Source organism: Nitrosomonas sp. Is37 (assembly GCF_033063275.1).
GTDB lineage: Bacteria > Pseudomonadota > Gammaproteobacteria > Burkholderiales > Nitrosomonadaceae > Nitrosomonas.
In genome coordinates, this window is sequence record NZ_JAWJYP010000001.1 from 16,726 (window position 1) to 36,355 (window position 19,630).

Sequence of the window (19,630 nt, forward strand, 5' to 3'; positions counted from 1 at the left end):
ACAGTGATTTTAGTAATAGTGCGTTCCTGGACAATTTAGATCAACGTAGCATGCATTATCTAATTGCCTTGCGTCTCAACCAGCCATTGCAAAGAGCATTGGTAGAAGAGACGGATTGGTGAGCACTATTGATGGGCACTGGGTGATGGCATAGAGCTGATTGGTTTTGATTATCAGGCACCAAGTTGGAAAAAACCACGGCGGATAGTGGGTATTCGACAAAAGATTGATAAGCAACCTGATGTCAAGGGTAAGACATTGTCTATATTTGCAGATGATCCAGTTTTTGCTCAATACCACTATAGTGCGCTAGCCACAGATATGGATTTACCTGCAACAGAACTTTGGCGTTTGTATCGTAGCCGTACTGACAGTGAAAACCGTATCAAAGAACTGAAATATGATTTTGGTGGGGAAAGCTTTAATCTCAGAGATTTCTGGACGACTGAAGCTGCTTTAATGACAGAAATACTGATTTACAATTTGATGAGCCTGTTTCGCCAAGCGGTACTAAGAAGTGATGCGGTTTCAGGCAGGCCTGATGTTCAACATACCCTCAAAATCCTGCACTATAAGCTTCTTTGCCAAAGCTGGCTACATCACTCATGAGGGCCGGGAAAAGATCATTACTGGCCGTGGCCATACAACAACGTGAATGGATCGATGGTTTTAGAATCAATCTAAAACGTTTGATCTTCCCGTTAAATTTAACTCAATATTCACACCTTAATTGGTTCTAATGGAAAATCTGGGTTCATCTCAACGTGGAGAAATGGTCACGATGTTAATTCCAGAGCAAACAGTGCGTAGCATACCTATCAATGTCAGCGACCAGATTAGCAATGCAAACCAACTCCAATATTGGGAAATAATCGCCAGTGAGCCAAAGCTAGTCACTTTCGCCAGAGAAAGTGTGCTGGCCGCATACATCCCCATGGGAAAGACTCTGCTCCAGGAAGGCGGATCGTAGGCATGAAATTGTCTACCAAACGCCAGTCTAGCCCATGGAAAAGTTTTTATCCATAGCGGTGCTGAAGCTGCGATACCCACACGAGTGAATTTTAGGATATCCATGACCAAAAGATAAGGAATCCACATTGTTCCAATAATCCATGCAAAAACAGTCATCCACAAAACAGCCAGCCAAATACCTTGCCATGCTGACAGAATTGGCATGCGCATAGCCAACTCGGCACCCGCCAGAGTGATGATTGCCGTTGCTCCCATGCAGATCCAGTAAGGGGCATCCCATTCGTTAAGTTCAAATCGCTGGAAAAACAGTCGATAAATTAACAACGTCACGATCATCAAATACAGGATAAAAGCCAGCGCCCAGAAACTCCCTGCCATAAAATAAGCATACTCCGCATGTATACCCGTTGCCTCCAGAAGGCGGACACCTAACATGGATACCGATGCTGTGCTAACGACAATCAGTAAGGTTGCGCCATTTACGATTTTGTACATGGGTTTCCCCCGCATAGAAACAAAATCAAGGAGAATGAAATAGATGCATACGACCCAGCCAATCAGGGCAATAAGCCATAATAACACGGCCAATTCCGCCGTTTGATGGAAGGTGATAAGCTGCATGCCGATGGTATTGGTGCCAACCACAAACGTCAGAAAAAGCACTGCACGCCGCAGAGTCCTGAGGTCCGCCATTAAATCTGGCAGGAAAAACACTATCCGTACAGTCAGAATGGTGCACAAAATCAGATAAGAAATCAGATTCAGTGTAAACAGCGCCCTGGCGATGCTGGGGAAAGCCATCGCTTCAAAGGCAATCGACACGATGCCGGTAGCCATCACCATGGCAAAATAGGCCAGGTGAAAATTCCTTATGCCGTCACCAATGATGCAACTGCGCTGTTTCATGAGTGCGTCAACCTAACCATTGCCTGTTCGAACAGTAGTAAGACCAGAAATCTTACTGACTTGATTGCTTACTTTTCTCTTTAGTAATCGGGTTTTGTAAAGTATAACCCTTCTCTTTCATTTTATATCCTCCGTAGGCACCCGCACCTGCTGCAACCAAAGTCCAGCAACCCGATAACAACGGCGGTATTAGCAGGAAAGTAACCACACTCAATATCTGTCTTTTCTTCATTATGAATTTGAAATTCTTGATAAAAGTCAGTTTAACTTTTAGAGCTTAAAAAGCTACCCGTAAACTTATTCTATTTCCTAAATCAAAAATGACGCGAAGGCGAGCCGCAGACAGTATAATAATACGACAAGGTGAAGCCGACAAAATCAGGTTTGATTTAGAAATGGAATTACCTATATTCTTGCAATGTACTCTTACTTTTTAGAGTATCTTACCTACTCTAAAAAAGCGAGTTTTTTCAATTATTGAACCTAGATTCCTCAGTTAGAGGTGGGATGGAGTGTGTGATTTTGCGAGTGCAGGGCAAGGCGCAACACGAAGTATTGGCAAGAATTACTGGATAGGGGCAATATTTTTCTGTACTTTTTATTTTGGATTAGTCTCGTTATTCTCAAAATAATTGGATTGAATGATCATACTTGGAGAACAACTAATGGCCTTGACGATTTAACTTTCTTATTTCTGCGTGTATCAAAAGTAAAATCTTTGTGGCAAGTTGATTTCCCGTTAGCCATTAGTTGTCCCTAAATTAGCTCAATACCACCACATCATCAAGACTAATTTGACCTTCATGCACACCAGTTAATGTGATTGAAACATTCGACCCGAAATTAACAATCAAATTATCACCTTGAAAATGCAGATCGGTGACAAAGCTCATCAATTGCTCTTTCGATTGCAAACCAAGTCCGGTATCAAATACTAATCTATCACCTTGGTCATGATGAAAATCTTCAACCTCCAAATGATCTGGTTCGCGGAAAACAAAATCATCAGCACCTCCTCCACCACGGACATGCTCTCCTCCGGTTACAGCAATAAAATCATCATCATCAGTAGGATCAAATCTTAATTGATCGTGAATTTTAAATGGAGCTTGTGCGCCAGGATCTACGATTTGCTGCTCAGCAATACGAACAAAAATTCCATCACCGTTATCATCAACAAATGTCGTGACTTCACGCCCAAATGGCTTGATCTCAGTAAAAATTACTTGATTGCCTTGTACTTCAAAAATATCATCATTATCAATATTTTTAGGTTCTAATTGGCCATCTTTAAATTCAAATACTTGGACTACCTTATTATTCTCAATCACAAATTTAAATGCTTTGTGATTGTTGCTTCCATTGGGATTATCATCAGATGTATCGTCGCGCAAACCGCCTTTATCATCGTTAAGATCGTGATTTAATCCGTCATCATTCATAATATATTCTCCTCTTTTTATCCTTCGATTAATTTAAAATCAACTACACACAAACCTATCTATTTAGATTTAATCTTGCTAAATCCTATTTGCTCTTTCAATCTGATCTTTAAATTCACCATTTGGGAATAGAGAAATTTCGTTGATGAAATGATAATTAATACCTCCTATTAATATGGACATTCTGTCTTTTTATTTGTTCCACATTTATTTCATAAATGATTGCACCTGGAATTTGCTAGAATTGAAATTAATAACCCGTGTTTCCTGGTGAATTCGATGAAGTTAAAGAAGCAAAAATGTAACTCATGCCTTATGCGGTGTGGGTTATAGTCTGCGCAAGATTCTGTGCCAATTGGCGATTTGTGTACTCGTTTTAGAATTAGTTTTAATCGACTACTGGCTAGTAATATGCCAAATTCACAGTTTGCCGGTTGAAAAGAAAGTTTTTCGAAATGACTAACCAATCTTCTGGCTGGTCATTAAAACAGGAGTATATAAATTACACTGATTACATGGCTTCCCTCGCATCGCTGATCAATGATGTGCGTGCCTGCACATTTTGCGCCGAGCAGTTGCCACTCAGCCCGCGTCCGGTCTTCCAAATACATGAATCAGCCCGTATTCTGCTGGCAGGGCAAGCGCCAGGCAAGAGGGTCCATGAAACCGGTATCCCGTTCAATGATCCAAGCGGTGACAGATTGCGTGCTTGGTTGGGTATTTCGCACGAGATATTTTATGATGCTAAGCAGATAACCATCCTGCCTATGGGTTTCTGCTTTCCTGGAACAGGCAAATCAGGCGATTTGCCTCCGCGGCCCGAATGTGCTCTGAGGTGGCGAGCAGCATTGCTGTCACACTTGAAGAATCTCAAACTCACGCTGGTATTAGGACAATACGCACAAGCCTATCACCTTCCGAACGCAGGTGCATCGCTAACCGAGACCGTTCGAGCATGGCGGAAGAACTGGCCTTATATTGTTCCCCTCCCTCATCCGAGTCCTCGCAACAATCTGTGGTTCAAGCGCAATCCGTGGTTCGAGCAGGAACTCATTCCTGTTCTTCGAGCCCGGGTAGCAGAGGTACTCAAACGTGACAGTTAACCCTTTCATTAAGAAAATCGCCTCCGGCTTCGTTATAACTCACCCTGCTGAGCGGCTGCTTGACCGAAACTCCCTTCGGGCGCTTCCGTGCAGTACCTGTCCCATAATTCCTCCCTTGCTAGCTGGCTGTATGTTACTCCAGTCCAGTTAGCTACCAGAAAGGAGACGTTACTTGGTAAAAGAATTGAAAATGTGCATAGATTTCACCTCGTTACCGTTTGACGTCCGAAGCGGGATGCACTGAGCTCTACATCGGCACGTGCCCAAGCCTTTTTGAAGCGCGCTTCGATGAGCATTGCCTGATCGTCTTTCTTCTGTGCGCGCAGCGCCTGCATCAGCCCGTAAAGCGCCCAGCCATTGTTGCGATTTTTCCTCAGATCATCCCAATATACTGTTTCCGCTTCGTCCGGACGCCCTGATTCCAGCAGAATGGCACCCAGCGCCAGCCGCGGTGGAAAGTGAAATTCCAATGGCTCCGTGTACACCAGGGCATCTTCAAGGCGAACCGCCCGTTCAAGGTGTGCGATGGCTTGATCAAATTGACCATGCGCAGCGGCGATTTCACCGGCGAGCACTTCGGGTGCAACGCGCAAGATGGTGCGGCGGGTATTTTTCGATAGCAGCGGGCCGTCCAGTGATGGATCATGCATGATCTTGCGCAGCGTCTCCAGCTCTTGCCCTGCTTGTTGCAATTGCCCTGTGGCGACAAATGCGAGACCACGTACATAATGCCAGCTTCCTTTCAAAAATACGTTGGTGGGTGGCGGCGCAGGCTCGGCAAGGATCTCCTGCCAGCGCCCGAATCTTGCCAGTGCCCAGTATGGCTGCATACGGAATAGTGCGGTCAATGGCAAATCTTTTAGCATGGCATCGTCTATTCTGCTGGCCGCTTCCCGAGCCGATTCGATCGCAATCCTGCTTTGCCCATCCATCGTTGCAGCAAACGACAGGAAATGGATGTTATGCGGATAATAGACCATCGGATAAATTCCCTGCGCGCGGCTCTGCGCGATGTAATTCTCATCCGCAGCGATGGCAAGTTGATTGCTTTTCATTGCATCGGCATAGCGACCCACGCGCAGATAGATGTGCGAAGGCATATGTATCATGTGTCCCGCGGCGGGCATCAGCGTCAGCAGCGTATCGGCCACCTTTTCTGCCCGTTCCGGCGTACTCGTCGGCTCGACGAGGTGGATATACATATGCAGCGCACCCGGGTGCTGCGGATTGCGTCGTATGACTTCTTCAGTGAGCGCAACGATTTCAGTCGTCCCTTTTTGTGAATAACCATCACGCATCCAATAGTCCCAAGGATGGATATTCATCATTGATTCGATATAAAATGTCGCAATATCATCATCGTCCGGAAAACGCTGATGTACTTCCCGCATTGCATCCGCATAGGCTTTGTCATTTGCCGCCCGTTGCTCAGGCTTTCCTGTATAACGTTTTTCGAGCGCATCGATAAGCGCCTGCTCCCGCACTGATGCTGTTGCCTTGCTTGCTACAGCCTTTTGGATGAGTTCCAGAGCCGGCGCTTCATCCCTAGGATCCATCGGCGCGTTGATGTTGGGGCCCAGTACCAGCGCTTGACCCCAATAAGCCATGGCGAGCGTGGGATCGAGCCGTGCCGCTTCCCGGAATGCGCGACGTGCTTCTGCATGGTTGAATCCATAGGCAAGATTGAGCCCCTGGTCGATGTACTGTTGAGCTAATTTGTTGCGGGTACTGACCGGAAATGTGTGAGAACCCAGGTTCAGCAAGCTTGATGCAAGCTGACCGTTCGGATCTGACTTAGCCGTTATGCCGGATTGCATATCATGCTTGTGACCAGCGCCAGATTCTGCGGCAGTTGCATGATTTCTGGCCGAAGTCGCTTCGCCAGTCTCTGCTAATGCGCCAGAGACACCTGCAGCGGCTAAGGTCAGACCAATTATTATTAGATGGATGATATGGAGTTGCATGAACATGATCTCCTTAAATAAGTATGGGTCTTTGGAATTAATTCTCGGCAGTGGTCGGATCAATCACGGCTTTGATTCGAGAAATACGATTCGCGGGAAACTCACCCTGATCAGCATGTGCTTTGATAGTAGCTTCGTCGGGCGCGATGTAGAGGCAATAGACTTTATCATCCGTTACGTAGCTTTCCAGCCATTGAATTTGCGGACCCATCTTGTTCAGAATACTGCAGGATTTTTGCGAAATAGCCTGAAGATCCTGTGGCGTAAGAGAACCAGCACCAGGAATGTCACGTTCGATGATATATTTCGGCATTTTTATCTCCTATGGAATAAAGATTAAATATATGACTGGTCGTCTTATATTGATACAAAAAAATTAAGGCTTGAAAAAATCATCCAACAGATCCTTGCAGCATTGCTTAACCGGGGTAGATGATTTTTCTATTTTCATCCTCAATAAAGCTCCCTGCCAGGTATTTATAAGCAAATCTGCCATCTCCTCAGCTAATTTGTCTGATCTTACCGTGCCCTGCTGCTGCGCTTTAGCCAGCCCGGATTGCAATAAATCCCGATAACGTCCAACGGCAGACTGAAGAGATTTCCGGCAAATTTCACTGGTATCGCCTATTTCCCCCATCAGATTACCCAGCAGACAACCGCCTTTAAACTCATTTTTTTCAAGCTCTACGATGAGTTCATCAAAATATCGCCGTATCGCACTCAGCGCGTCAGCCTCGGATTGTTGCAAATATGCTGCTAATTGCGCGATAAAGGGGTCAATATAGTGCTGAATGACTTCCGCGCCAAAATTTTCTTTACTGCCAAAGTAATTATAAAAAGATCCTTTTGGAATATTTGCCGCATCGAGGATTTCCTGTAACCCCGTGCCATGATAGCCATGCTCCATGAGCATGGTCACTCCCTGATTCAACAAGTTTTCTCGCTTGAGTTCTTTTTTCATCACTTTAGTCATATATTTATAATATGACCGGTCGTATTAATATGTCAAGAGAGAATGAGCGCTTACTTGCGCTTAATGGGCTTGTCAGAAAATTCAAAAAAATTGATAGAAACAAAGAAGCCAGCAAAGTGAGCCAAGGAAATCGCAAAATTAGCGGAAAGCCTTACGAGACGAGCGGTGTAAAATTGGCAGGTCTCTACGATAGCCATGCCTCAAAATTTAATCTTCTGTAGACCGAAACTGTAATAGCGCCACTGGAAATGAAGTGAATAGCGCAGAAGCAAATAGCTCAGGTATGTCGTTCGTCTGAGCAACTGTCACGATTTCACCTGTCAATACATTCACACCCTGCGCCCCTGCGGTAAGAATGGGAACTTCAATTGTTGTTGCACTCCACATAGTATCACTCAAAGGCGCCTCTTCAGATGCTGTGGGCATGAGCCGGGAAAACCAGCGTGGAGCAACAATTATTAGGATAATGTCATTCGCATGACGAGCAAAGGCGCACAGATGCTCCCTACGCGGCCCTGTTGTTGTGAGCGGTAGATATGCGCCATTTTGGAAAACGTGTGACCATTGCTTGCGGTTATGCAGTAATCGCCAGGTTAAATATAGCTTGGCACGCCCATCCATCATGTGATCAAGCAGTTGCCGCACTTGCTTTGCCAGCGCATCCTGAGGAACAGCCACATGGGTTTCCAGTTCCTTTAGCAGATGTTGGCGCTGGGTATAGTTCACAGGACGGCGATTGTCTGGATCCACCAGGCTAAAATCCCATAACTCATTACCCTGGTAAATGTCTGGTACCCCAGGTGAAGTCAATTTGAGCAGGGTCTGCGACAACGAATTAAACATCCCCCAGTAGGCCACACGCCGCTGGAAAGGAAGAAAATCGGCCAGAAAGGTGTTTTTTTTAGAGGGATTGAGTATCTTTCTGATAAAGACCAATAGGCCGTCTTCATAGGGCATGTTGGGATTGATCCAGCTAGTGTGGTGTTTTGCTTCACGCACTGCCTTAAGCATATAGGCTTCAATGCGTGCCAGCAAGGTTTTGTGCTCAGCTGCAGTCATCTCGCCAAATGGCCAAATACCAATCAGTGTCTGGTAAAGCAGGTATTCGTCATTGGCGCTCGGGATTTCGTCGCGATCGACCAGCAACTTTTTGCTTCTATTGAGTTGTCGCCAACGTAGAACTTGTTCATGCCAATGACTAGCTATTTCAGACAATACATTGATGCGCGCACGCACGTCTTCGCTGCGCTTGTTATCATGCGTAGAAGTATTAAGCATGGAATGAGGCCAGCGTTCCAATCGCTTAGCATTCTCGGTATGAAAGGCTTTCACCGAGAAGCCAAAAATACGCGGATCACCGCCTACCTCATTGAGGGAAATCAGGCGATGATACAGATAGAACGCGGTATCTTCATAACCTTTGGCCATAACTGGACTGGAAAGCTGCTGAAACTTCATAGCAAATGCAGTAATGGCAGTGACATAAGATGGGTCTTTGTCGGTCACGGCGTCCAACAGAAGCGCAGAGCTGATAAAATCGAAGATACTGATATCCAGCACCTGCGTGAGTTTCTTCGCTTGCGCTACGGCCCATTCTACATAGCGACGGTCCAGCGCAGAAACCTGGCCATCGCGCACATACGTCCGATAGACCGGCAGGCGGGCAATCACTTCGGCAAGCGCATTGCGCAGGTTGTTGGTGGTAAAGTCGCGTGTATGTGGGCGCAGTTCGCAAATACGACTTAACTGTCCTGCTATCACGTTCAGTTCACTGGCCATGGCATGTTTCATGATCTTAAGCTTGCTGCGATAAACGAGTTCTTCGAAGTCAGGCCATGAGTGAGTAAACAAGCGGTAGGTGCGCTCCAGCATCGTTCTAGCTCGAAGATCAACGAACAGACCATTGACCAGATTGCAGAAGTCATAACCGGTAGTGCCATGGATGGCCCAATCCTCACGCAATGGTTCATGATTGGCAAGAATTTTTTCTGCCACGATGTAAACGGCTTTTTCTCCCTCCATCAGTAAGGATCGCATGGCTACACGGTCTTGCAGTCGCTGAAAATACTGCAGTGGATCATATAATCCATCCGGATGGTCAATGCGCAAGCCATCCACCTTGCCCTCGGCAACCAATTCCAGCGCTAGCTGATGCGTTGCATCGAAGACATAACTGTCTTCCATACGCAAGGCAGCGAGATCATTAATGTCAAAAAAACGGCGATAGTTAATTTCATCGGAAGCCACACGCCAGTTGGCAATACGCCATGGCTGGGCTTCGAGCAGTTCATGCAACAGAGTAAATGATCCGAAATCACCTAAACTGCCGTTGTAGTCGTTGACTGTATCCAGCACTATCTGTTTAACGGGTATCGAGACCCCGGCCAATGCCGCTAGGCGACGTTTGAGCAACTCCTGGTCGCGGTGCCGCTCCAGGATTTTGTCGGGCGTCGTAATCTCCTGTGAAGGCAGATGCTCAAACGCAGTAATCAGACTGGTGAGTTCCTGTAAATCCGGGCTGTCAGGACGCAGTCGTGCTTCCAGCAGGAACAGGCGATGGCGCAACAACCGGGGATATTCGCGTGGAGTGATGGGCAAGCGGTGATGGTAATACCACACGCTGAAGCTGCCGCATTTCTCGTCAAAGCTGAGTTTTAATTCACCATTTTCCAGCGTATCGCCATATGACCGTCCCAAGATGGGTAACAGCACCTTGCCACGCAATTCTTCTTTGAGAGGCTGCCAATCGATATCGAAAAAGGGTCTATAGACCGAGGTGGGGCCATTCTCCAGCACATCCAGCCACCATTGATTGTCCGCACCCATCACACCCATGTGATTGGGTACCAAATCCAGGATTTGTCCCATGCCATGCGCATGCAAGACGGTACAAAAAGCTTCGAATTCTTCTTTTGTGCCAATTTCCGGATTCAGTGCGTTATGATCAACGATGTCGTAACCATGGTTACTACCGGGACGTGCTTTGAGATAGGGCGAGCAATAGACATGACTGATACCAAGCATTGCCAGATAAGGCACCAGTTGCGTTGCTTGCACAAAGGTAAAGTTACGGTTAAGCTGAAGGCGATAGGTGGCAAGGGGAATGCGTAATTGCCGTTTCGGGATAAGGGCAGGACGGACATAAGGACGTTCTTGCCGCATGGCCGCAGCCAGTGCGAGCACCCTGCGGTCAGCCGGCCAGGCTTCGAGATGGATAGGGAGCTTACGTCGCCAATTGGGATGCTGCGTGGTAGTGGAAGGAATATTGATTTGATTCAGCACTTCCAGAACATCTTCGAGCTGCACCATCATTATCTTGGCTGGACTGCGGGCAAGATAAGTATAGACTGCCTGGATAAATTCCGGTGTCGCAACCGGCAGTGACACTGGATTAACCGTCACGTTTTCCGGTAATAATCCAGCTTCTTCCAGCATCAGTAAGAGATAAGCGCGTTCCTGCGCGCGCGCAACCACCTGGTTTCGCCGGGCCTCATCGGAACTGAATAGTTGTAATTCCGTGCGTTGGATAATATCGCGTCCTTGCCAAAAGCCCGGCAGGGTGGGTAAATCATGCGTGGAAACTGCCGCAAGTGCTTGCGCAGGATAATCCAATGGTGCAACGAAACCACCCTCGGCTTCTTTTTCCAGTAGCAGCAACCGGTATGAGAAAACCCCCAATGGAGATAAAGCGGCCCGCACTTCTTCCGGGACGGTTCCCAGATCTTCACCGACCACCAAGCATTGGTTACGTTGACTTTCCAGCGCCAGGATCCCGAGCAGATCTGCAAAAGGATAACGCACATAAGCACCCTCGGTGGGCGATATATTAGCAGGTACCCAGTATTGACGCATTAATCCCATGACATGATCAAGGCGCAAAGCGCCTGCATGGCGCATATTATGCCGCAATGTGTCAATGAAAGGCGCATAGGCAGCCTCGCGCAGGCGATCTGGCACGAAGGGCGGTAAACCCCAGTCCTGACCGAGTTGATTGTGGAGCTCCGGTGGCGCACCTACTCCTACACCAATGGCATAAAGTGCCTGATTGGCCCAGGCTTCCGCACCGCCACCGTCTACTGAGATTGCCAGATCAAGATAGAGGCCTACACCGAGTCCTAATTCCAGTGAGCGCCATCCCGCGGCTGCAAGTTGCAAATCAGCTTGCCATTGGAGATAGGCAAAAAACTCGATACGCTCCCGATATTGGCTTTCAAATTCACGCACCTCGGCCGCTTCGGGATGGCGATAGGGCTCCGGCCATACGGGCCAACCCCATACACTGGGATCCTGGTTATGGAAATGCTCTTGCAATGCCTCGAACAGGGTATGGCGGTATAGTCTGTCACCCTCACGAGCTTGGAAGGCTCGGAATGCAGTAGCACGCTCACTACCTTTTGCTAAGTGCTGCTCACAGAAATGTCGGTACAATATTTCCAGCATAGGCAGCTTGAGCGCGGCGACACCTGCGTAATCGATCAACTCGGTTGCCCGCAATCCTTCCAGCCGTATCTGAAACTCAGGGGTACGAAGTATGGCGCGTGCTGCATCGCATTCGTGAAAATCAGCAATAGCCTCTACATCAAGATAAAGAATATTGAGAAATAAACGACTTGAAGGGCTGTATGGACTAGCGTGCTCTGGATTATGCGGAAACAAGGCATGCAATGGATTAACACCGATGACATCCGCACCTTGCGCTGCCCATTGCTCCAGTAGTAACCGTAGATCTGTAAAATCACCCATTCCCCAGTTACGCTCGGATCGTACCGCATACAGTTGCACTGCTGGTCCCCAGATACGGCCAGAATTAGCAACTGCCTCAGGCTGATAACAAGTAGCATGGACCACAATCAATAGCTGCTCTCCCAATGGCTTCCCTGCGCATAATAGCTTCAGGCGGTGATAACCTGGAGGAAGGTGCTCAGGTAGCGCCAACCGATAAGCAGTATGGGCTATTCCATCGATTTTTCTGGTTTCAATTTTCGGTAGCGCTTCCGGACGAAACTGACCATGCAGATTACGACCATCCTCCCGATCCAGGCGCCACCCCCACTCCTCGCCTGCATAAGCCTCTTGCACGACCAAACGCACCCAAGGTATTTGCTCTCGCAATACCGACACCGGCTCAAGTGCGCGCCGCCAAGGGCGAAGCTCACACTCCTCAATAGCTGCAGCAATTTTTTCCGGTTTGGACACATCGTATCCCATGGCAGTCAGGAGCATGCGCTGAGTTGCTGGAGAAGTGATATGCCGTTGCTCCCAGTTATCGGTATATGCTGGTAAGATTCCTGCCAGCTCGCTTAGACGTGCCAGTAATTCAAATTTGTTCTCAAGCTCGTCCATAGTCTTCCCCATAGTCTTTTTTTAGATACCAGGCTACGCTGAATGCAGGAAGGATGCCAGATGACAGCCGGCAATCAAGACCTGCCTCGCTGCCATAAAATAATTTACCTTGCGGCAGGGCAGCCAGACTAGCAGGCGTTGCTCCTAAATTGGCGTAAACTGCCATCCACGCCTCATCGCCAAGTTGCCAACTGGCATGCAGCGCGTGCGATGCCAATACCCCAAATCCACTTCCACGCATGAGATGCAAGCGTGGAACAATGACTCGTTGCCGCAAAGCCAGCAGCTCTTGATATAACATGAACCATTCACGGTGCGGTGGATGGCTCTGTACCTGCCAATTCAGTTTTGTCAGCTCAAAGGTAGATATTGCACAGGGATCAGGGATCGCTTCACACGCAACTGGATCGCGGAAACGTTCAAAGCGGGCAAACTCCCTGCGACGTCCAGTTGTCACGGCTTGAGCCAGCTCGCCGCTAAATCCACAAAAAAAGAGAAAAGGCTCGCATGCGCCCCATTCCTCACCCATGAACAATAAGGGTATCGATGGCGACAACAGGAACAGGATCGTAGCAGCACGTAATGCTTCGGGTGTAGCTAATGTGACAAGGCGTTCACCCAATGCACGATTGCCAATCTGATCATGATTTTGTAGAAAGGCGACAAAGGCCGAGGGAAGCAGGTGTGAGCTCGGCTCGCCACGTGATTTACCATGGCGATACGCAGAAATCTCACCTTGATAGGCAAAACCCTCTGTCAGGCAACGGCCCAAATGGCGAATAGGTGCGTCCGCGTAATCTACATAATAGCCATCGCACTCATGGGTCAACAGCACATGGTAGGCATGATGCACATCGTCATTCCACTGAGCATCGTAATGAATCGCTTGTCCATTCGGTCTACGTGTAAGGAAATGGGCGGCATTGTGATCATTTTCTAAAATGAGGTGAATGTAACGCTTCGTACCGAATGTTGCGCGTATCGTCTGCGCCAACTCTTCTAGAATATCAGGCTGACTGTCATCAAGGATCGCGTGTACCGCATCCAACCGCAAACCATCGAAGTGATATTCTTCCAACCAATAAAGTGCATTGTGGATGTAGAAATCACGCACAACCCGGCAACCTTCACTATCATAGTTAATGGCAGCCCCCCAGGGGGTATGATGTCGCTCAGTGAAAAATTGGGGCGCATATCCATGCAGGTAATTACCCTCCGGCCCGAAGTGGTTGTATACGACATCAAGCAGCACCATCAAACCGTGGCTATGAGCGCTCTGGATCAGACGTTTAAGATCTTCAGGTGTACCGTAGACCCTGTCCGGTGCAAACAGTAAGGTGCCGTCGTAACCCCAGCTGCATTGGCCAGGAAAATCAGCCACTGGCATCAGTTCAATGGCAGTCACGCCAAGGTCAGCAAGATAGTCAAGTTTTTGCTCGAGAGCAGCGAAAGTACCCTGTGGTGTGAAACTACCGACATGGATTTCGTAAATCACCGCTTCTTCCCAGGGTCGACCATACCAGGAATCATCTTGCCAATCGAATGCAGCGGGATCAATCACCTGGCTTGCTCCATGAACATCATCAGGGTTATAGCGCGAAGCGGGGTCGGGTACACAGAGTCCATCATCGATTTGATAAAGATAACGACTACCCACATGCGCCTGCTCGCTCACCCACTCATACCATCCTTCTTCTTGCGCTTGCATGGGCACCTGGACTCCGTCATCAATAAGCAGCATAATTTGGCGGGCTGCTGGCGCCCATAGGCGAAAGCGCACCTTACCCTCTCGAGTAAGTTCAGCGCCGAAAGGCATACAATGTTGTCGCTTCACGCTCCCTCCTTACAGATAATGACCGAGATAGTGATCGTATTTTCCTTTTGGCACGATCACAATTCCTGAATCAGTAACAGTGAAATGCTTGGCGTCTTCTTGTCGATCATAACCGATTCGGCTATCGGCTCCGATCAGGTTATAGCGATCTATAATGGTACGCTTAAGTCGTGTTCCCCGACGTATGATGGCGTAATCCATCACGATGCATTCATCGATCTCAACACCCTCTTCTATTAATACCTCGCGACGAATAACAGAGTTGCGGATCTTGGCGCCCTTTATGAAACTACCATCATCGATGATGCTGTTCTCGATTTCAGCATGCATAAATTTTGCCGAGGGACCCTGATATTCACCGGAAGCAAACCGCCACTGCGGATTAAATAAATTGAATCTCGGCTCGAGTCCCAGCAAATCCTGATGGGCAAGAAAATAGGCATCAATCGTCCCAATATCTCTCCAATAAGCCTGCTCCTCATAATCACGCACACCGGGTACGCGATTGTCGGCAAAATTATAAGCAAATACCCGATGACTCTGACACAAGCGCGGCAACAAGTGATGACCGAAATCCTTCTCGCCACGACGTTTGCCTTCCTCCAATGCGGTGCGCAAGGCCTCAGTACTGAACAGATAATTACCCATGGAAGCATAAGCGCGAGTCGGATTCCTCGGCATAGAAGGTGGATATTGCGGCTTTTCATGGAACTGGTAGATACGCCCATCATCACCGCTCTCAATTACACCAAAAGAACTGGCTCGAGTGATAAGCACCGGCAGCGCTGCCACGGTTACATCGGCATTATTTTCCAGATGAAACTGTGCCATCTGCTGCACATCCATGCGATAGATATGATCAGCTCCGAATACTGCTACCAGGTCCGGAGCATGCTGTCGAATCAGATTGAGATTCTGGTACACCGCATCTGCTGTACCCTGAAACCACTCAGGTCCTTCGCGCATTTGCGGCGGTACCACAGTAACGAACTGCTCTGGGAAAATAGGTGCCAGTCCCCAGGAACGGCGGATATGCTCGATTAGCGACTGTGATTTGTACTGCACTAGCAAGTAGATCGCAAAAATATGAGAATTCACCAAGTTGGACAAAACAAAATCAACAATACGATAGCGCCCTCCAAAGGGAACCGAAGGTTTAGAACGTTCGCAGGTAAGCGGATAAAGGCGTTTGCCCTCGCCGCCTGCCATCACCATTGCAAGTATTCTCGGATTAGGCATGCTTATTCCCTCCAGGAAATAGTGCTGTTTGCTCGATCAAGTCGAGTAGGAGCAACATCACAGATTCCGACCGGCTAGGCTGCTCAACCAGAGTTATACCAAGTTCATCCAGAATTTTTTCCAACAGAAACAATTCGAGCAATTTGTGTGCTTGAGCCAACTCGGCCGGATAAGCGCAACAACCGGCAATGGCTGACTGGTAACCAGACATGAAAGCATCAATGGCAATCCGTTCCCACTGACTTGCATAGCTTTCCAGCAAGTCTCGATGATCAGCGCGTTCCACAAGATGCCGATTGAGCGCTTGGTGCGCTGTAGCTTTAACTGAATAGCATATCCCGGCAACATCTTTGAGTGGTGATTGCTTGGCGCGCCTTACTTCTAAAGACTGGTTAGGATCTCCTTCGAAGTCGATAATAACAAAATCGTTATGGCTGATTAATACCTGGTCAAGGTGATAATTCCCATGTATGCGGATTTTGAACAAAGTAGATTCATCCGACAATGAATATACAATGCGATCAAGCATTTGCGATCGCAAGCTGAGCAAGCGCTCACAAATCCTGTGTGACTGCTCAGGAAGGTGCAATAATACTTGTTCCAGTTTGTCGAGAGCAGAGGCAAAATTCATCTGTAACTGTGCTACCAGCGCCGCAATTTCGCTAGCAGTCTGGTGCTCTGGATCAAATGCAGCATTGCCTGTAGTCTTCGCCAGTGCCTGATGTAATTCAGCCGTGCGCCGACCAAGTGTATCCATCTGTACCACGCAGACTGCATGCACATCAGGCTCTTGAGCGCGATCGGGTTCATCTACACACAGTTTAAAGTAGCGAGCTAAATAGTCTTGCGTATAGTTCCCAAAGGTACCCTGGTTCGGTACATAGCGATGCAGTACTGCAATAGCGGTAACGGAATCCCCGCTGTGATATTCCAGGCTGCCAGCCAGCGGTGCTACGCTTGGGCATGGCGAAATTTCGGTCAAAAATCGCCCCATTTCCAGCTCTGGATTGATACCTTCTTGTACACGCCGATAAACCTTGAGTATGGCTTGATCGCCATAAATGATAGAAGTATTGCTCTGCTCCGCTGCCAGATGAATCACATCAATGTTTTCTGCCAGTTCTAGAAAAGCTGATGTTCTAGAACAAACCATCTCACCCGAGGCAAAAGGTAGGCGCATATCCGTCACGATAGCATTCAGCAAGAAGCGACAAAAAGCATCTTCACCCAGAGCGTCGTACAGTATGCCTTCACGCGCATGTTGTCTGGCCTTGGCGAGTACCCAAGGTGACAAAGCGTGATATTGCTGATCCGCGGCTTCCCCGAGCAGCAGGCCCAGCGAAAGGAAGTAAGTCTGCGATGCATCTGCATCGAAGTACAGCTTGATTAAAAATGGCAACCATCCTCTACCATCAGTAGTTTTCCAGGTTTGATTTAAATCTAATTCAAGCTTTGTAATGGGTTGCTCTGTTCCTATAAACCAGCGCTGACCAGCAAGAAACGTCGGCAGCACTTCGGTTTCTAATTGACTGCGCGTCTTGCGGGCAAGCACATCACTTACTTCACCTGCAGGCTTAGCCATCAACGCACTTAGCAACCCCTCGGGCAAGACTAGTACTGGCAATAATTCACGAGGCAACTTGTCCACGTGCCAGACAGGTGCCTCTACATCGACGGACAGATAGAACCAGTAAAAACTGTAACTAGGTAAACTCAATAAATAAGGCAGCTCACCAATGGCAGGAAAAGCAGTACGCCCCATTAATTCCACTGGCACACGACCTTTGTACGCTGCGAGATTCAACTCAACCGGCTGAGCGCTGTTGGCAAGATTAGCCACACATAAAATACTTTCGTCTTGATATTCGCGCAGGTAGGCAAGTATCTTGTGATTACCCGGATGTAAAAATTTGATGGTGCCACGACCAAAGGATTTGACTGATTTACGTGTGACAATTAAACGTTTCATCCAGTTGAGTAACGAACTGGCGTTGCGGCTTTGCGCTTCCACGTTGACAGCTTCATAACCATAAAGCGGATCCATGATGGGCGGCAGATAAAGTCGTTGCGGATCGGCGCGGGAAAACCCTGCATTGCGATCGGGACTCCATTGCATCGGGGTGCGCACACCATTACGATCGCCAAGATAAATATTATCGCCCACGCCGATTTCATCACCATAATAGATAATGGGAGAACCCGGCAGAGACATCAACAGGCTGTACATCAGCTCGATCTTAGAGCGACTGCCTTCCATCAACGGAGCCAAGCGCCGCCGAATGCCTAAATTGAGCCGCGCGCGCGGATCGGAAGCATAAGTGAGATACATATAATCACGTTCACGGTCAGTGACCATCTCCAAGGTCAATTCATCGTGATTACGCAGAAATACTGCCCATTGGCAATTCTCTGGAATTTCGGGTGTTTGCGCCAGGATTTCAATGATGGGATGGCGATCTTCCTGGGCTACTGCCATGAAAATACGCGGCATCAAGGGAAAGTGAAAAGCCATGTGACATTCATCTCCATCGCCAAAATATTCGCGCACATCTTCCGGCCACTGATTAGCCTCGGCAAGAAAGATACGGTTGGCGTAATGCTGATCCAGTTCGGCACGCAAATGTTTGATGATGGCATGAGTTTCGAGAAGATTTTCATTATTGGTGCCGTCGCGCTCGCACAGATAGGGAATAGCATCCAGTCGCATGCCATCTACTCCCATATCTAACCAAAAGCGCATGGCGCGCAGTACCGCCTTGACGACATGGGGGTTATCAAAATTAAGATCCGGCTGGTGCGAAAAAAAACGATGCCAGTAATAAGCTTTTGCGACTTCATCCCATGTCCAATTGGATTTTTCTGTATCAGTGAAAATGATGCGTGTCCCTTCGTATTTCTTGACAGTATTACTCCAAACATAATAATTACGCTTGACGGAACCAGGAGGAGCCACGCGCGCTGCCTGAAACCATGGATGGTGATCAGAGGTATGGTTAATGACCAGCTCAGTAATGATCTTAAGGTCGCGTTTGTGTGCTTCGTGCAGGAAGGTACGAAAATCGGCCAGTGTGCCGTAATTGGGATGAATACCGCGGTAATCGGCGATATCGTAGCCGTCATCGCGCAACGGCGAGGGATAAAACGGCAGCAACCAAAGCGTATTAATCCCCAGTTCTTTCAAGTAATCCAGCTTGGAAGTCAATCCAGCAAAATCACCAATACCATCGCCGTTACTGTCACAGTAAGCGCGTACATGTAATTGATAAATAATGGCATCTTTGTACCAGAGACTATCCTCTTCGATCCGCATAGATCCTTCCTATTAGTCAATTGACGCATTAGAGTGGTAATACTCTAATAATGATTATTTTTGCAGATGGTTTACCGAAGCGCCTATTTTTTGCTCAACCTGCTGCCTCTAGCGCCAGCTTGAACAATTATTGAAGTTTATTGCACACGCATACTGCGTGTTTCTATTTGGAAACTTTTTGTCAGGTTTTGCCTGCGTCAGGCATTGAACCTAGATTCTTCAGTTGATCAACTGAGGAATCTAAATTGAAAGTGCTGAAAGCCGCGATTGCTTATTTTCCAGAGATGTTTCTCCTTTGTTAACTCATCCAACTAATAACCCAATAAAAAATCAGACAGATGTAAGGAAAATAAAATCCCAGAAATAATGGTTAATGCAAGCTTATTCTTTTTAAACGCACAGAAATTTTTGTCGGTGGATATCACGCCCGGTGAAATGAAATATAAGGCATATATCCTGCCTTTCATCTAATTAAACCAAGTTAAATCTTATTGCCTTTATTGAGCAGCATAACACTTTAAGAACTGATGAGGGTAAAGCGGCA

General features: G+C 47.7%; 12 protein-coding genes. 2 read left to right on the forward strand and 10 right to left on the reverse strand.

Annotated elements, in window-relative coordinates:
• The first annotated feature begins 159 nt into the window (after positions 1–159).
• Positions 160–609, forward strand: coding sequence for a transposase (locus tag R2Q26_RS00075; protein WP_317534552.1), 450 nt, complete (start codon positions 160–162; stop codon positions 607–609).
• Positions 610–759: 150 nt separating this feature from the next.
• Here R2Q26_RS00075 and R2Q26_RS00080 read toward each other — a convergent pair whose 3' ends face one another.
• The 3 genes from R2Q26_RS00080 to R2Q26_RS00090 all read right to left on the reverse strand — a co-directional run bounded on the left by R2Q26_RS00080 (position 760) and on the right by R2Q26_RS00090 (position 3,320).
• Positions 760–1,878: a tellurite resistance/C4-dicarboxylate transporter family protein gene (locus tag R2Q26_RS00080; RefSeq protein WP_317534385.1), complete on the reverse strand. Its 1,119-nt coding sequence runs from the start codon at positions 1,876–1,878 to the stop codon at positions 760–762.
• A gap of 52 nt (positions 1,879–1,930) precedes the next feature.
• The gene (locus R2Q26_RS00085; RefSeq protein WP_090572201.1) at positions 1,931–2,110 is read right to left on the reverse strand and encodes a hypothetical protein; all 180 of its coding nucleotides are present in this window, start codon (positions 2,108–2,110) and stop codon (positions 1,931–1,933) included.
• Between the two features lie 529 nt (positions 2,111–2,639).
• Entirely contained in the window at positions 2,640–3,320 is a 681-nt protein-coding gene (locus R2Q26_RS00090) for a hypothetical protein (protein ID WP_317534386.1), read from the reverse strand.
• A 455-nt stretch (positions 3,321–3,775) separates the two neighbouring features.
• Here R2Q26_RS00090 and R2Q26_RS00095 point away from each other — a divergent pair, with 455 nt between their 5' ends.
• The gene (locus R2Q26_RS00095; RefSeq protein ID WP_317534387.1) at positions 3,776–4,423 is read left to right on the forward strand and encodes a uracil-DNA glycosylase family protein; all 648 of its coding nucleotides are present in this window, start codon (positions 3,776–3,778) and stop codon (positions 4,421–4,423) included.
• Positions 4,424–4,626: 203 nt separating this feature from the next.
• On the opposite strand, the gene R2Q26_RS00100 is transcribed toward R2Q26_RS00095, so the two are convergent.
• The 7 genes from R2Q26_RS00100 to treS all read right to left on the reverse strand — a co-directional run bounded on the left by R2Q26_RS00100 (position 4,627) and on the right by treS (position 19,086).
• Positions 4,627–6,387 (reverse strand): hypothetical protein, encoded by a 1,761-nt coding sequence (locus R2Q26_RS00100; protein WP_317534553.1) that lies wholly within the window; start codon positions 6,385–6,387, stop codon positions 4,627–4,629.
• Positions 6,388–6,424: 37 nt separating this feature from the next.
• Positions 6,425–6,700 (reverse strand): DUF4242 domain-containing protein, encoded by a 276-nt coding sequence (locus tag R2Q26_RS00105; protein ID WP_317534388.1) that lies wholly within the window; start codon positions 6,698–6,700, stop codon positions 6,425–6,427.
• A gap of 63 nt (positions 6,701–6,763) precedes the next feature.
• Positions 6,764–7,348, reverse strand: coding sequence for a TetR/AcrR family transcriptional regulator (locus tag R2Q26_RS00110; protein WP_317534389.1), 585 nt, complete (start codon positions 7,346–7,348; stop codon positions 6,764–6,766).
• 219 nt (positions 7,349–7,567) lie between these two features.
• On the reverse strand, positions 7,568–12,703 hold the full coding sequence (locus R2Q26_RS00115) for a malto-oligosyltrehalose synthase (RefSeq protein WP_317534390.1): 5,136 nt from the start codon (positions 12,701–12,703) through the stop codon (positions 7,568–7,570).
• The gene (treZ, locus tag R2Q26_RS00120; protein ID WP_317534391.1) at positions 12,690–14,537 is read right to left on the reverse strand and encodes a malto-oligosyltrehalose trehalohydrolase; all 1,848 of its coding nucleotides are present in this window, start codon (positions 14,535–14,537) and stop codon (positions 12,690–12,692) included. The genes R2Q26_RS00115 and treZ overlap by 14 nt, the downstream gene beginning before the upstream one ends.
• 9 nt (positions 14,538–14,546) lie before the next feature.
• Positions 14,547–15,776: a glucose-1-phosphate adenylyltransferase gene (locus R2Q26_RS00125; protein ID WP_317534392.1), complete on the reverse strand. Its 1,230-nt coding sequence runs from the start codon at positions 15,774–15,776 to the stop codon at positions 14,547–14,549.
• Positions 15,769–19,086 (reverse strand): maltose alpha-D-glucosyltransferase, encoded by a 3,318-nt coding sequence (gene treS, locus R2Q26_RS00130; protein ID WP_317534393.1) that lies wholly within the window; start codon positions 19,084–19,086, stop codon positions 15,769–15,771. Before treS ends, R2Q26_RS00125 begins: the two co-directional genes overlap by 8 nt.
• Positions 19,087–19,630: the final 544 nt, after the last annotated feature.

Excerpts from the sequence above, each read along its gene's own strand:
- R2Q26_RS00125 (WP_317534392.1), bottom strand. The coding sequence starts at position 15,776 with ATGCCTAATCCGAGAATACTTGCAATGGTGATGGCAGGCGGCGAGGGC.
- R2Q26_RS00110 (WP_317534389.1), bottom strand. The coding sequence starts at position 7,348 with ATGAAAAAAGAACTCAAGCGAGAAAACTTGTTGAATCAGGGAGTGACC.
- R2Q26_RS00085 (WP_090572201.1), bottom strand. The coding sequence starts at position 2,110 with ATGAAGAAAAGACAGATATTGAGTGTGGTTACTTTCCTGCTAATACCG.
- treS (WP_317534393.1), bottom strand. The coding sequence starts at position 19,086 with ATGCGGATCGAAGAGGATAGTCTCTGGTACAAAGATGCCATTATTTAT.
- R2Q26_RS00100 (WP_317534553.1), bottom strand. The coding sequence starts at position 6,387 with ATGCAACTCCATATCATCCATCTAATAATAATTGGTCTGACCTTAGCC.
- R2Q26_RS00090 (WP_317534386.1), bottom strand. The coding sequence starts at position 3,320 with ATGAATGATGACGGATTAAATCACGATCTTAACGATGATAAAGGCGGT.
- R2Q26_RS00105 (WP_317534388.1), bottom strand. The coding sequence starts at position 6,700 with ATGCCGAAATATATCATCGAACGTGACATTCCTGGTGCTGGTTCTCTT.
- R2Q26_RS00080 (WP_317534385.1), bottom strand. The coding sequence starts at position 1,878 with ATGAAACAGCGCAGTTGCATCATTGGTGACGGCATAAGGAATTTTCAC.
- R2Q26_RS00115 (WP_317534390.1), bottom strand. The coding sequence starts at position 12,703 with ATGGACGAGCTTGAGAACAAATTTGAATTACTGGCACGTCTAAGCGAG.
- R2Q26_RS00095 (WP_317534387.1), top strand. The coding sequence starts at position 3,776 with ATGACTAACCAATCTTCTGGCTGGTCATTAAAACAGGAGTATATAAAT.